We start from the raw sequence: 13447 nt of genomic DNA, 5'->3' as shown, positions 1-13447 counted from the left end.
GTCAGGGGGTCAGCCGCGCGGGCTCCAGGCTGGCATAGACATCGCCGGAATTGGCGGCGTGGGGCAGGGCGGCGATCCAGGCGGCCATGGGCTCGGCCGGGATCGGGGCGGGGTGGGCGAAGGACATGCCCTCGCCGAGGCAGGCGTTGAAGTGGCGGTAGCCCAGGGCGGCGAGCTTCGCCAGGCACTGCGCGGCCACGTCGCGCTGGATGGTGGTGAATTCGAAGGAGAGGCTGCGCGGGGCCTGGGTGAGGCCGGAGAGCGCCACGGCCTCATAGCCCTCGACGTCGATCTTCAGGAAGTCGGGCGCGCCGTGCTGCGCGGCCAGGGCGTCCAGCGTGGTGACGGGCAGGGTGAGTTCTGTGTCCCAGACCTGATCCTCCCAGCCCTCGGCGCCTTCGGCGGCGGCGATGAAATCCGGGGAGGCGCTGGCAACCGTAGGATTCCGGGAATTGACCCGCAGGGTGGCGGTGCCGGGCTCCGAGCCGACCAAGGCGGAAACCAGGGTGAAGCCGGGACTGCGGCCCAGCATCAGGCGGATCAGACGGGCGAGGCGCGGCTGCGGCTCCACCGCCAGGGCGCGGGCGCCGAGGCGCAAGAAGCTGGCGCTGCGGTCGCCGACATGGCTGCCGATATCGAAGCCGAGCTCGCCCGGCCCCAGGAAGCGCGCGTGGAACGCGTCCAGCGCGGCAGCACGGCCGGGGCCGTAATAGGTGCGCAGCGAATGGCGGATGGCGGAAAGGGTGGTCACGCGAAGACCACCGCGGCACCGCCGGCGGCCTCGGGCGGCACCATGATGCCGTCGGGCGTTTCCCGGCTTGGCAGGCCGGTCAGCACGGCGCGGGCGGCCTGGCCCTGGTCGTTGGTGCGGATCACCAAGCCGGCGATGAAGGGCAAGGTCGGCGCCGTCACGCCGGGCAGCACCTGGCTGAGGGCGGACTGCGGCAGGATGCGGAGATGCGTCGGCAGGGCCGGCGAGAAAGGCCCCGCGCCGCCGGCCACGCCCGGCAGGGTCAGCACGAAGCCGGCCAGCGGATCGGGCCGCGCCGGCTGGCCGGTGAGCTGCGACAGGCGCGCTGTTGTCGCCGCCGGGTCGGCGACCGCCAGGATCGTGGTCTCCAGCGCCACGGCGCCGTTGCGATGGCCCATCCAGCGGCGGTCCCAGACCAGCTCCGGCGTCAGGTGCTGGATGAGCTGCATGCGGCCCTCCGGCGCATCCGGGAAGGGCAGGCGGGCGAAGCGGGCGATCGGGCCGCCTGCCTCCACCGGGCGCTGCAGCCAGGACACGCCGGGGATGGGCAGGCCGCCGCGGCGCAGGCGCTCGAGGTTGCCCTCGGCGTCCTGGATGCCGAAGGCGATGATATGCGCGCCGGCGTAGCGCGCCAGGAAGCCGTCCAGGCCATTGGCGAAGAGGGTTGGGTCGACCAGCCCCAGCAGCTCGATATAGCCGTGCTCCAGGAAGGCGCAGCGATTGCCGGTGCCATAGGGCTCCACCGGACCATCGGGCGTGCGCTTGCCGGATTGCTGGGCGAAGGGCGACAGGGCGAAGCCCATGCGTTCCCAGGCCGCGGTCAGGGCCGGCAGATCGGCGGTGCAGAGGCCGACATGGTCGAGTGTGGTGGCGAAGCTCACAGGGCGGGGCTTTCGTATTTCGGCAGCAGCCAATCCGCGGGCTCGGCGGCGGCCTCGGCATACCAGCGATCGACCAGGGGATGGGCGCGGACGGCGGCGACATAAGCTTGGGCGGCGGCCGAAAGCTCCGGCTTCCAGGTGAGGAAGCGGGCGACGACGGGGGCGTACATGGCGTCCGCCAGGCCGAAATCCGGGCCCATCAGGAACGGGCCGCCGTAGAGGCCCAGCGCCTCGGCCCAGATCGCCTCGATGCGGGCGATATCGGCGAGGCTTTCGGGGTTGCGGCCATGGCCCGGGAATTCGCGGCCGAGATTCATCGGCATGGCCATGCGCAGCGCGCGGAAGCCGGCATGCATCTCCGACGCGATGGAGCGGGCATGGGCGCGGGCCGTGCGGTTGCGCGGCCAGAGGTCCGCCTTGAATTCCGCGCAGTATTCCGCGATGGCCAGGCTTTCCCACACCCGCGCACCGCGGTGTTCCAGGTAGGGCACCAGGGCATTGGGGGAGACGGCCTTGATGGCCTGGGTGCCGCCGCCGCCGGCCAGCGGGATCACCACCTCTTCCACATCCAGCTGCGCCAGATGCACCATCAGCCAGCCGCGCAGGCTCCAGGAGGAGTAGCGCTTGGTTCCGATCACCAGCCTGCCTTCGGCCATCGTCTTTCCCACCCGTTGGACCGGCCGCAAATTGGCACGAAGGAGGCACGGCGTCGAACGCCCGGCGCGGCGCCTTCCGGGGAAACCCGCGCAGGGCTATGGAGGCGGCATGGCGGCATCGGCGCGGGATCGGATACTCCTCAATCTGGGGCTGGACGCGCTGGTGGCGGCACTCGCCCTGCCGGCGGCGGTGTGGCTGGCCGCGCCGGGCGCCTGGCCGCCGGGGCTTTGGTGGCTGGGCGCGGTGCCGGGGGCGGCGGCGGCGCTGCTGCTGGCCGGGCTGCCGCTGCGGCTGCCGCAGCAATACTGGCGCTTCGCGTCGCTACCCGAATTGCTGGCCAGTTCCGGCGCGGCGCTGGGCGGGGCGGTGCTGTTCTGGATCGGGCTGCACCTGTCCGGTGCCTGGCGGTCCGAGAATATCGGCTTTCCCGTCATCCATGCGCTGGTGCTGGCGGCGCTGCTGGCGGCGCCCCGGATTGCCGCGCGGCTGCAGCATGCGGGGCGCGCCGGGCCGCTGAGCGAGACGCCGGCACAGCCCGCGCTACTGGTGGGCGCCGGGGATGGGGCGGACCTGTTCATCCGCGCGCTCGCCCAGGAACGCAGCCCGGCCTACCGGGTGGTGGGCATCCTGTCGCAGCGGGCGCGGCAGCTCGGCCGGCGCATCCATGGGCTGCCAATCCTCGGCACGGTGGAGGATGCGGCCGCCGTGCTGGACGGGCTGCGCGAGGAAGGGCGGCTGCCGGCCCAGATCATCCTGGCGACGCCGGACCTGCAGGGCGCGGCGCTGCAACGCCTGCTGGACGCGGCGGACCGGCACGGCGTGCCGGTGAAGCGCGCGCCGCGGGTGACGGCGCTCGGCCCGGCCAGCCGCCGGCCGGGCGAGCGCGCGGAGCCGGATCGGCGCGTGACGCTGCGGCCCGTCGAGATCGAGGATCTGCTGGACCGCCCGCAGGTGCCGCTGGACCGGGAAGGCATGGCCCGCCTTGTGCAGGGCAGGCGCGTGCTGGTGACGGGCGCGGGCGGGACCATCGGCGGGGAGCTGGCGCGGCAGGTGGCGGCGCTAGGCCCAGCCAGCCTGACGCTGCTCGATCACGGCGAATACGTGCTGTACGAAATCGACCTGGAGTTGCGGGAGCGGCACCCGGCGGTGCCTCGGCGGGCCGTGCTGGCCGATGTGCGCGATGCGGAGCGGATCGGGCGGCTGTTTGCCGAGATCCGGCCGGAGCTGGTGTTCCACGCCGCGGCGCTGAAGCATGTGCCGATGGTCGAGAACGACCCGATGGAGGGGCTGCTGACCAATGCCGCTGGCACCCGCGTGGTGGCGGATGCGGCGCGGGCCGCGGGCTGTTCGCTGATGGTGTTCATCAGCACCGACAAGGCGGTGAACCCGACCAGCGTGATGGGGGCCTCGAAGAGGCTTGCGGAAATGTACTGCCAGGCGCGGGACCGGGAGGCACGGCTGGCCGGCGCGGGGATGCGGCTGGTAACGGTGCGCTTCGGCAATGTGCTGGGCTCCACCGGATCCGTGGTGCCGCTGTTCCGCCGGCAGCTGGAGCGCGGCGGGCCGCTGACCGTGACCCACCCCGACATGCGCCGCTACTTCATGACGGTGCGCGAGGCGGTGGGGCTGGTGCTGCAGGCGAGCGTGGTGGGCGCGACCGACCGCGCCGACCAGCCGAAGGAGCTGCGCGAGGGCGGCATCTTCGTGCTCGACATGGGCGAGCCCGTGAAGATCGTGGACCTGGCGCGGCGCATGATCCGCCTGGCCGGGCTGCGGCCGGAAGAGGATGTGGAAATCCGCTTCACGGGGCTGCGCCCGGGCGAGAAGCTGTTCGAGGAGTTGTTCCACGGACAGGAGCCGCCGCAGCCGACGAATTTCGCGGGGCTGCTGGTGGCGGTGCCGCGGACGACGGATGCGGCGGAGATGGGGCGGGCGATCGACGAGATCGCGGGGCTGGCGGAGCGGGGCGAGGGTGCAGCGGCGCTGGCGCGGCTCTCGGCGCTGGTGCCGGAGTTTGCGCATGAGGATGGGACGGGCGGGGGCTGATCCCCCCCCGCGCGGTTCAGTAGTAGGCGCGGGGTGGCGTGCGGCCGGCGGCCTTGGCGCGCTGCTCGATCCGACGCAGGAGTTCGCGCTTTTCCTCGGTGCGGTTGGTGCCCTTGTTGCGCAGCGCTTCTATACTCTCGGGCTTGTCGATCAGGCCGAGTTCGGCCCTGCGCGCCTCAATTCTTCTCTCCAGTTCGGCCAATGTGAGCTTGACCATCGGGCGGCTCCTCGTCCGGCGTCAGAAGGGCGAAATCACCGCCTTTCTATGAAGGTGGTTGGCAGCAGCCCAACCTATCTCCCCTGCCTGAGCGCCGTCCTCCCCATCTGGCGCAGTCCCGAAAAAAGGAGGGGGCCCAGGTATCTCCCTTGCGGAGTTCACTCCCCCGTCTTCATCCCCCGTGATACGCAGCGCCCCATGATCGATTTCCCTGCCGGCTTCAAAGCCCCCTTCGTCCGTCCTTCCGGTCGTGTCGCCGATGCGATGCGGGAGGTCACGCTCACCCCCGGCGCCTCGCGCCATGCGGAGGGGTCCTGCCTCATCCGTTTCGGGGTGACGGAGGTGCTCTGCACCGCCAGCATCGAGAGTCGGGTGCCGCCCTTCCTGCGCAATACGGGCCAGGGCTGGGTCACGGCGGAGTACGGCATGTTGCCGCGGGCCACGCACACGCGCGGGGACCGGGAGGCGGCGAAGGGCAAGCAGTCCGGACGGACGCAGGAGATCCAGCGGCTGATCGGGCGGTCCTTGCGCGCCGTGACGGATCTGAAGGCGATGGGGGAGATGTCCATCACCCTCGATTGCGATGTGCTGACGGCGGATGGCGGCACGCGCTGTGCGGCGATCACCGGCGCCTGGGTGGCGCTGCATCTCGCCTTCCAGCATTGCATCAGGTCCAACATCCTGAAGGTGAACCCGCTGCGCGATCATGTGGCGGCGATTTCCTGCGGCGTCTGGCAGGGCACGCCGGTGCTGGATCTCGACTATGCCGAGGACAGCAAGGCGGAGACGGACGGCAATTTCGTCATGACCGGCTCCGGCGGCGTGGTGGAGGTGCAGGCGACGGCCGAGGGCGCGCCCTTCAGCGAGGAGGAGCTGCTCAAGCTGATGGCGCTGGCTCGCGCCGGAACGGGCAAGCTGTTCGAGATGCAGAAGGTGGCGATCCGCGGATGACGCATCGGCGCTTGGCGGAGACCCGGATCGTGCTGGCCTCGCACAATGCGGGGAAGGTGCGCGAGAATGCGGCGCTGTTGGCCCCGCACGGCATTTCCATCATCAGCGCCAAGGAGCTGGGGCTGCCGGAGCCGGAGGAGACCGAGGACACCTTCCTGGGCAACGCCAGCATCAAGGCGCTGGCCGCGGCGCGGGCCTCCGGCCTGGTGGCGCTTGCGGATGACAGCGGGTTTTCCGTGGCCGCCCTGGATGGCGCGCCGGGGGTGCGGACGGCGGATTGGGCGGAGACGCCGGCAGGGCGCGACTACGCGATGGCCATGGGCAAGGTCGAAAAGCTCGCGCGGCATGCGGCGGATCGGCGGGCCTGGTTCTCCTGCGCCCTGGTGCTGGCCTGGCCGGATGGGCACACGGAGGGTTTCCTGGGGGAGGCGCATGGCCAGTGGGTCTGGCCGCCGCGCGGCGCCAATGGCTTTGGCTACGACCCGATGTTCGTACCCGAGGGCGGCGCCGAGACCTTTGGGGAAATGACCACCGAGGCCAAGCACACCATCAGCCATCGCGCCGCGGCCTTCCGGCTGCTGGCCGAGGCCTGCCTGCCGCCGCCCGCATGATCCGCGCGGCCCTGCTGCTTCTGCTGCTCGCCTGGCCGGCGATGGCGGAGGAGGCGGGGCCGCTGCGGACGGAGGCCGGGGTGGTGGCGCGGGATGCGGCGGCCACCGGCGCGCTGGTCTGGCTGCATCCGCATTACATCGAGGGGCCACCCCCCGCGGCGCCGGGCTGGACGTCTCGGCTGGTGGCGGCGGGCTGGGACCTCTGGCGCTACGATCGCGCCGGCGGGCGGGACCCGCTGGAGGCCGGCGCGGCCGGGCTGGCGGCGGGAAGCGCAGCGTTGCGGGCGCGGGGCTATCGGCGCGTGGCAGTGGTGGGGGAAAGCCGCGGCGCCTTCATCGCACTGGTCGCGCTGCGCTATCCTGGCGTGGCCGATGCGGTGGTGCTGGCCGCACCCGCCGCGCATGGAAGGCGGGTGGAGCGGCGCCCGCAGGCCCTGGCCGATTTCACGGCCGCGCTGGCCGCCGCCGCGCCGACCCCGGGGCAGCGCCTGGCGCTGCTGCTGTTCCGCGACGATGGCTGGGACCCGGACCCGGAGGCCCGCGCCGCCGTCTTCCGCGCCGCCACCGCCCGGCTGGGCGCGGCCGGGCTGCTGCTGGACCGGCCCGAGGCCCCGACCGGCCATGGCGGCGTGCAGGAGGAGGCCTTCGACCGCCTGTTCGGCGCCTGCCTGGCCGCCTTCCTGGATTTTGCAGGCCCGCCGCCGGCCGCCTGCCCGCTCAGCCCGCCTTGAGCCAATAGGCGTAGCGGTAGTGCTCGGTCAGGCCGAGGCCGGCATTCATCGCCAGCGAGGCGAGGTTGGTGCAGGAGACCTGGGCATAGGCCCAGTCCGCGCCCTGGTCCGCGCCCCAGGCGCCGGCCGCCGCCATCACCCGCTGGCCGAGGCCGCGGCGGCGGAATTCGCGGCGCACCGCCAGGTCGAACAGTCCGGCGCAGCGGCCCTGGGCAGTGACGAAGGCGCTGGCGGCGGCGATGCCGTCGATCTCGAGCAGCGCCCAGGCGGCGGGCACGCCCAGCAGCTCCGCCATGCGGGCCTTCTCGGCGCGGCGGGCGGGCACCTGGTGCTCCGCGGTACCGACCACTTCCAGCCATTCGGGCGCGGGGCCGGTCAGGAAGCGCACGGCCGGGTCGTGGCGGGCGAAGCCAGCCAGCGAGCCGCCGATCACCTGGCTGTGGTCATGGGCGGTATAGCCGCGCGCGGCCAGCAGATCGGTCAGGCCCTCCGGATCCAGCGGCGTGGAGCGGAAGCGGCAGGGCTGGCCGGCGGATGTGTAAAAAGCCTCGGCGCGGGCGATGCGGGCGGGCAGGTCGGGGTCGGGGCGCGGGTCCAGGCCGCAGGCGGCATTGGCGCGGCCGGTGCCGCCCAGGAAGCGGCGGAACACGAAGGGGCCGTCGAAGGCCAGGATGGGGGCGGGCACGGCGGTCAGCGTCGCCTGCTCGATGAGCAGGATATCCGGGGTGGTCACGCAGGCGTCTCCGCGGCGAGGCCGGCGATGGCCGCGCGATAGGTGGTCTCGAACAGCGCATCCAGCGCGGGATTGGCGCCCTTCAGCCCGGCGGCGACGCGCCCGGCCCAGCCGACATATTCCACTCGCCGCGCATGATCCCAGCCCGCCGGAGGGCTGGTCGTGATGGCGCGGAGGTTGGAGATCTTGTCCGCCAGCTTCAGCATCTTGGCGGCCGGAGAGCGCCCCGGCGCGTGGCGCACCTGCAGCGCCTTGCGGGCTTCCTTGGGGAGCGACTTGTCATCCGTCGCCTCCGCCACCAGGCCCGCGACCTCGGCGCCGAATTCGGCCACCAGGCGGTCATGGGTGATGGGGTCCGGATCGGCGTCGCTGTCCTCGACCGTGTCGTGCAGCAGGGCGGCGAGGATGGCATCCTCCGGCGCGCCGTGCTCGGCCAGGATCTGCGCCACTTCCAGGACGTGGTTCACATAGGGCTCGGCGGCGGCGCCCTTGCGGCGATGGCCGGCATGGACGCGGGCGGCGAAGACGGCGGCGCGCATCAGGCGGGCGGATAGGGTGGGCTGGTCCATGGCGAAGTCCGGCGGGCGAGGGCGGCGCGATGCCGCCCCCGCGCAAGGTCAGGTGTTCATCGCGTCGAAGAAGTCCTGGTTGGTCTTGCTGTATTTCAGCTTGTCCAGCAGGAACTCCATGGAATCCTGCGTGCCCATCGGGTTCAGGATGCGGCGCAGGACCCACATCTTGGACAGCGTCGCGCGATCCACCAGCAGCTCCTCCTTGCGGGTGCCGGACTTGGTGATGTCGATCGCCGGGAAGGTACGCTTGTCGGACAGCTTGCGGTCGAGGATGAGCTCGGAATTGCCGGTGCCCTTGAACTCCTCGAAGATCACCTCGTCCATGCGGCTGCCGGTGTCGATCAGCGCGGTGGCGATGATGGTGAGGCTGCCGCCTTCCTCGATATTGCGCGCCGCGCCGAAGAAGCGCTTGGGGCGCTGCAGGGCGTTGGCGTCCACGCCGCCGGTCAGCACCTTGCCGGAGGACGGCACGACCGAGTTGTAGGCGCGGCCGAGGCGGGTGATGGAGTCCAGCAGGATCACGACATCCCGCTTGTGCTCGACCAGGCGCTTGGCCTTCTCCAGCACCATCTCCGTCACCTGCACGTGGCGGGTGGCCGGCTCGTCGAAGGTGGAGGCCACGACTTCGCCGCGCACGGTGCGGGCCATGTCGGTGACTTCCTCGGGGCGCTCGTCGATCAGCAGCACGATGAGGAAGACGTCGGGGTGGTTCGCCGTGATGGACTTGGCGATGTTCTGCAGCATCACCGTCTTGCCGGTGCGCGGCGGCGCCACGACCAGGGCGCGCTGGCCCATGCCGATGGGGGCCACCAGGTCGATGATGCGGTGGGTGTAGTCCTTGGTCGGGCCCTTCGCGACGGCCTCGGCCTCGGGGTTTTCCATCTTCAGGCGCCGCGTCGGATACAGCGGCGTCAGGTTGTCGAAGTTGATGCGGTGCTTGAGCGCCTCGGGCGGCTCGAAATTGATGGTGTCGACCTTCAGCAGGGCGAAGTAGCGCTCGCCATCCTTGGGCGCCCGGATCTGGCCTTCCACCGTATCGCCGGTGCGCAGGCCGAAGCGGCGCACCTGGGCGGGGGAGACGTAGATATCATCGGGGCCGGGCAGGAAGTTGGCCTGCGGGCTGCGCAGGAAGCCGAAGCCGTCCGGCAGGATTTCCAGCGTGCCGTCGCCGTAGATGGCCTGCTCGTTCTCCGCCAGGGTCTTCAGGATCGCGAACATGATGTCCTGCTTGCGCAGGGACGACGCGTTCTCGACCTGCAGGGATTCTGCGAAGGCGAGGAGATCGGCCGGGGACTTGGCCTTGAGTTCGGAGAGATGCATGTGCGGACGCGTCCGTCGTGCGCGAGGAAGGGGATCGGGCGGACCTGGGGTCTCGGTCTGGGCCCTGGTCCCTGGTGCCGGCGAGGGCCACGGGTCCGAAGGGCCATTCCCGCGCCGCGATCCCGTTGCACGGGTTGGGTTGCGGCGACCAGGAGAAGTCTGAGGAGAGGAGGGACCGGCTACGCCGCAGGACGCGACGCTGCGCCGATTTGTCGGAAGGACGCAGCGACCCTATGGGCCGCGCGGCAGACCGTCAATCCACAGATGGCGGTTTTTCGGGGGCTTTGCAAGCGCTTCCTCCGCCCCGTGGCCGCACCCCCCATTCCCGAAAACAGATGAGGGGTCCGGGGAGAATACCTTCTCCCCGGCCTTGCCGCTCAGAACGGCTTCACGATCACCATGATGACGATGACGATCAGCAGCAGCGTCGGCACCTCGTTCCAATAGCGCCAGGCACGCTCCGTCCGCGGCCGGCCATCGGCCTCGAAGCGCTTGCGGGCGGCGCCCAGCATGCCGTGGAAGCCAGACATCAGCAGCACCGAGGTCAGCTTCAGGTGCCACCAGCCGGCGGTCCAGTCCACCACGCCGGGGGTCAGGATCAGCGCCAGGCCCAGCACCCAGGTGGCGATCATCGCCGGGTTCATGATGGCCTTCAGCAGCCGCCGTTCCATCACCTTGAACAGCTCCGACCGCGCATCCCCGACCGGCACCTGGAAGTGGTAGATGAACAGCCGCGGCAGGTAGAACAGCCCCGCCATCCAGGCGATCACCGCGATCAGATGCAGCGCCTTGGTCCAGGGGTAGAGCGGCGCGAGAAAGTCGAGCGTCATGCCAGGCTCTCCGCGTTCAGGCCGAGCAGGCCGGGCAGCGCCGCCATCTCGTGGAAGACTTCGGCGCCCACCGCCGTCAACTCGGCCGGGTCGGTGGCATGGGCGAAGCCGAGCACGCGGCAGCCGGCGGCGCGGCCGGCGCGGCTGCCGGTGACGCTGTCCTCCACCACCACGCAGGCGCGCGGATCGGCGCCGCAGGCCTCGGCCGCCGCGCGGTACATGTCGGGCGCCGGCTTGGGCAGGGCGACGTCGTCGTAGGAGAAGGTGCGGCCGCGGAAGACCTCGGTCAGGCCGAGGCCATGCAGCTTGGTCAGCAACTCGGGGCGGGAGGAATTGCTGGCGACTGCCACGGGGATCCCGGCGGCGAGGATGGCGCGCAGCGCCTTCTGCACGCCGGGGACGGGCACCACCTCCTGCCGCAGCGCGCGCAGCACGCGGGCGACGACGCCCTCGACAAAATCCGCGGGCACGGAATCGGGGCCGAGGCGGGCCTGCACCAGGGGGACGATATTGCGCCAGGACAGGCCGATGAAGCGGCGCTCCGCCTCCGCCGCGTCCATCTCCCACCCCAGGGCCGAAATCTCCTCGGCGATGATGCGGTTGTGCAGCGCCTCGCTATCGGCCAGCACGCCGTCGCAGTCGAACAGAACGGCGGCGGGCCGCAGGACGGGGCGCCTCATGCCGCGGTGCGGGCGCGGGCGGTGCGGGCCGGCGGCGTGCCGGGCATCGCCTCCAGCTTCGCGATCAGCGCGGCGTGCGGGCAGTCCTTGTGGTTCTTGGGGCATTGCCGCGGGCCGGCGAAGGAACACAGCGTGCGCCCGCTGTCGCGGCCGTGCCGCACCAGGTCGGCCAGCGCCCGGATGAAGCCGGGGTGGGAATTCTGGGCGGGGGCGCGGAAATAGCCGGGGACGTGCAGCTTCTCCGCCTCCTCCCGGTATTCCACGTCCAGCTCCACCAGCGTCTCCGAATGCTCCGAGGTGAAGGCGATGGGCACCACCAGCACCGCGACCTTGTCGTGGCCGGCGCGCTCCAGCTCGTCCTCGGTGGAGGGTCCGATCCACTTCTGGGGCGTGACGCGAGACTGGAAGCAGACGACGTGGTCGAGATCGGGCAGATCCAGCCGCGCCACCACGCCGGCCACCGTCTGCTCCACCTGCCACTGATAGGGGTCGCCCGCCGTGACGATGCTCTCGGGCAGGCCATGCGCGCTGAACAGGACGCGCAGCGGGATGGCGGGGTCGAGTTCCGCCCGCGCCTTGTCCCAGGCCTCCCGCACGATCTCGGCGGTGGAGCTGGCGAAGCCGGGATGGGAGTGGAAGCAGCAGATTGTGGTGGTCGGCACCTCCAGCTTCGCCCGCGCCGCCGCCTTCACCCAGGCCAGCGCGCTGCTGCCGGTGGTGGTGGTGGAATACTGCGGATAGAGCGGCAGCAGCAGCACCTCATCCGGCGCCCAGGCCTTCACGGCGGCGGCCGTCTCATCGCTCATCGGGTGCCAGTAGCGCATGGCGGTGAAGCATTTCACCGTGTCACCGCCCTCGGCATTCAGCAGGGTTTCGAGTGCCTGGCCCTGCTCGATGGTCAGCTCCAGCAACGGGGACTTGCCGCCGAGGATGGCGTAGTTCTCCGTCGCCGGCTTGGTGCGGCGCCAGGCGATCAACCGGCCGAGCCAGGGGCGGATGAAGCCCGGCACGCGCAGGATCGCCGGATCGGTGAAGAGGTTCACCAGGAAGGGCCGGATGCTCTCCGGCGCATCCGGGCCGCCGAGGTTGAGCAGCACCACCGCCAGCCGCTTCCGGCCGCCCCCGGGGCTGGGGCAGGTGGCAGGCGCGGGCACGGTGGGGGCTGGGGCGTCCATCACCGCCCGGACATGCCACGTCGCGGCCCCGGGTCAAGGGGAAGCGGGCCAGGATGACGTCCGGCCCGGGCGATTTCCATGGGAATGATCGAAAGCGACTATCGCAGCGGGTCAGCGAAGGGCGGCACGGCGCGCCCCGGTGGCCGCCTGCGCCACCTGGGTCTGCAGCCGCGCCAGCTCCCCCGCCAGGGGGCGATGCACCTGGCGGCGGCCATGCAGCGGGGTCAGCTCGAACAGGCCATTGGCGCAGTAGCGATCCTCGTCCCATCCGAAATGGGAGATGACGGGATAGAGACAGACGCCCTGCACCGGCACGCCGCCGGCCGCCGCGGCCAGCGTCTCCTCCGTCACATAGCGCAGCCAGGTCGGGCGGGGCGCGCCCTCGATGCTCGTCTCGGCCACGAAGATGGGGCGCGGCGCGTAGCGGGCGGCGACTTCCGCCAGCAGATCCCGGAAGGGGCGAAAGCGCGTGGCGTCGAAGACGCTCAGCGGCTCCCCGTGATGCAACCACTGGTTGTTCCAGTAGTAGTTCACGCCGATCACATCCAGCAGATCCTCGGCCCCGCCGAGTTCCGGCGCCTCCCGCCCCGCCAGCATGTCCCAGGCCTGCCACTGGCTGGCATTATGGGCGCGCACCTCCTCGGCCTCCCCAGCATGGCGCGGGACGATGTGGATCAGGGGGTCGATGCTGGCGAAGCGCGCCGCCGGCGCCACTGCCCGCACCGCGCGGATGGCGGCGGCGGAGGCGCGCACGAGGTTGCGCTTCAGCTCCATCCCGCGGCCGGTGGCATGCGGCGAGGAGCGCGCCATGTCGCCGCCGGAGAAGGCGACGAAGGAGATCTCGTTCACCGGGCAGAGGAAGGGCGCGCAGCCGGTCTCCTCCAGGTGCAGGCGGGCGAAGGCGGCGGCGAAGGCGGCGAAGCGGTCGACGAAGGCGGGGCTGAAGACATCGAGGTCATCGGGCCAGCCGTAATGGCAGAGGTCCCACATCACCTGGGTGCGCATCGCCTCCGCCGCGCGCAGCATCGGCAGCAGGGAGGACCAGTCGTAATGCCCGGGCGAGGTCTCGATCAGGTGCCAGCGCAGCCCGTCCCGGACGCTGCGGATGCCGTGCTCGGCCAGCTGGCTGTAGTCCTCCAGCGCCAGCAGGTCGTGCCGGGTGGCGGCGATCATGTCGAGGCGCCGGCGGCTCATGTTCCGGTGCGAGGAGCATTCGAAGCCGGCGAGGAAGAAGGACTGGAACAGGGGGGCGGGGAAGGTCACGCAAGACTCCAGGGCCAGGCCAATGAACT

15 protein-coding genes are annotated in these 13447 nt (G+C 71.3%); 4 read left to right on the top strand and 11 right to left on the bottom strand.

All coding sequences use genetic code 11. The features are described 5' to 3' along the window. Nucleotide 1: 1 nt before the first annotated feature. Genes J3S20_RS03735 through J3S20_RS03725 form a run of 3 tightly spaced genes read right to left on the bottom strand, consistent with a single transcriptional unit; the run spans nucleotide 2 to nucleotide 2288 of the window. Nucleotides 2-751 carry an FkbM family methyltransferase gene (locus J3S20_RS03735; RefSeq protein ID WP_216834718.1) on the bottom strand — a complete coding sequence of 250 codons (750 nt, stop codon included), beginning with the start codon at nucleotides 749-751 and terminating at the stop codon, nucleotides 2-4. Then, entirely contained in the window at nucleotides 748-1632 is an 885-nt protein-coding gene (locus J3S20_RS03730; protein WP_216834716.1) for a VOC family protein, read from the bottom strand. Before J3S20_RS03730 ends, J3S20_RS03735 begins: the two co-directional genes overlap by 4 nt. Then, nucleotides 1629-2288, bottom strand: coding sequence for a glutathione S-transferase family protein (locus tag J3S20_RS03725; protein WP_216834714.1), 660 nt, complete (start codon nucleotides 2286-2288; stop codon nucleotides 1629-1631). The genes J3S20_RS03730 and J3S20_RS03725 overlap by 4 nt, the downstream gene beginning before the upstream one ends. A 109-nt stretch (nucleotides 2289-2397) precedes the next feature. On the opposite strand from J3S20_RS03725, the gene J3S20_RS03720 reads away from it, so the two are divergent. Beyond that, entirely contained in the window at nucleotides 2398-4335 is a 1938-nt protein-coding gene (locus J3S20_RS03720) for a polysaccharide biosynthesis protein (RefSeq protein ID WP_216834712.1), read from the top strand. Nucleotides 4336-4351: 16 nt separating this feature from the next. Here J3S20_RS03720 and J3S20_RS03715 read toward each other — a convergent pair whose 3' ends face one another. After that, nucleotides 4352-4552 (bottom strand): hypothetical protein, encoded by a 201-nt coding sequence (locus J3S20_RS03715; protein ID WP_216834710.1) that lies wholly within the window; start codon nucleotides 4550-4552, stop codon nucleotides 4352-4354. Between the two features lie 198 nt (nucleotides 4553-4750). On the opposite strand from J3S20_RS03715, the gene rph reads away from it, so the two are divergent. From rph to J3S20_RS03700, 3 genes are read left to right on the top strand one after another with little or no spacing between them, the layout of a single operon-like run. Further along, entirely contained in the window at nucleotides 4751-5503 is a 753-nt protein-coding gene (gene rph / locus J3S20_RS03710) for a ribonuclease PH (RefSeq protein WP_216834708.1), read from the top strand. Beyond that, nucleotides 5500-6114 (top strand): non-canonical purine NTP pyrophosphatase, encoded by a 615-nt coding sequence (locus J3S20_RS03705; protein WP_216834706.1) that lies wholly within the window; start codon nucleotides 5500-5502, stop codon nucleotides 6112-6114. The genes rph and J3S20_RS03705 overlap by 4 nt, the downstream gene beginning before the upstream one ends. Continuing rightward, a complete protein-coding gene (locus J3S20_RS03700) occupies nucleotides 6111-6845 on the top strand; it encodes an alpha/beta fold hydrolase (protein ID WP_216834704.1) in 735 nt (244 codons plus the stop codon). Before J3S20_RS03705 ends, J3S20_RS03700 begins: the two co-directional genes overlap by 4 nt. On the opposite strand, the gene J3S20_RS03695 is transcribed toward J3S20_RS03700, so the two are convergent. The 7 genes from J3S20_RS03695 to J3S20_RS03665 all read right to left on the bottom strand — a co-directional run bounded on the left by J3S20_RS03695 (nucleotide 6832) and on the right by J3S20_RS03665 (nucleotide 13418). Further along, nucleotides 6832-7578, bottom strand: a complete 747-nt coding sequence (locus J3S20_RS03695) for a GNAT family N-acetyltransferase (protein WP_216834702.1) — start codon at nucleotides 7576-7578, stop codon at nucleotides 6832-6834. The two genes, J3S20_RS03700 and J3S20_RS03695, sit on opposite strands and share 14 nt — an antisense overlap. Continuing rightward, nucleotides 7575-8147 (bottom strand): HD domain-containing protein, encoded by a 573-nt coding sequence (locus J3S20_RS03690; RefSeq protein ID WP_216834701.1) that lies wholly within the window; start codon nucleotides 8145-8147, stop codon nucleotides 7575-7577. Before J3S20_RS03690 ends, J3S20_RS03695 begins: the two co-directional genes overlap by 4 nt. Before the next feature lie 48 nt (nucleotides 8148-8195). After that, complete coding sequence (gene rho / locus J3S20_RS03685) at nucleotides 8196-9470, bottom strand: transcription termination factor Rho (RefSeq protein ID WP_216834699.1); 1275 nt, start codon at nucleotides 9468-9470, stop codon at nucleotides 8196-8198. 377 nt (nucleotides 9471-9847) lie between these two features. After that, a complete protein-coding gene (gene hemJ, locus J3S20_RS03680) occupies nucleotides 9848-10300 on the bottom strand; it encodes a protoporphyrinogen oxidase HemJ (RefSeq protein ID WP_216834697.1) in 453 nt (150 codons plus the stop codon). After that, a complete protein-coding gene (locus J3S20_RS03675; RefSeq protein ID WP_216834695.1) occupies nucleotides 10297-10980 on the bottom strand; it encodes an HAD family hydrolase in 684 nt (227 codons plus the stop codon). Before J3S20_RS03675 ends, hemJ begins: the two co-directional genes overlap by 4 nt. Further along, nucleotides 10977-12155 (bottom strand): ferrochelatase, encoded by a 1179-nt coding sequence (gene hemH, locus J3S20_RS03670; RefSeq protein WP_216834693.1) that lies wholly within the window; start codon nucleotides 12153-12155, stop codon nucleotides 10977-10979. Before hemH ends, J3S20_RS03675 begins: the two co-directional genes overlap by 4 nt. Nucleotides 12156-12266: 111 nt before the next feature. Then, nucleotides 12267-13418, bottom strand: a complete 1152-nt coding sequence (locus J3S20_RS03665; protein ID WP_343215145.1) for a beta-glucosidase — start codon at nucleotides 13416-13418, stop codon at nucleotides 12267-12269. Between the last annotated feature and the right edge of the window lie 29 nt (nucleotides 13419-13447).

Source organism: Falsiroseomonas tokyonensis (assembly GCF_019024325.1).
Lineage (GTDB): Bacteria > Pseudomonadota > Alphaproteobacteria > Acetobacterales > Acetobacteraceae > Falsiroseomonas > Falsiroseomonas tokyonensis.
This window is presented reverse-complemented; position numbering and strand designations above follow the sequence as displayed.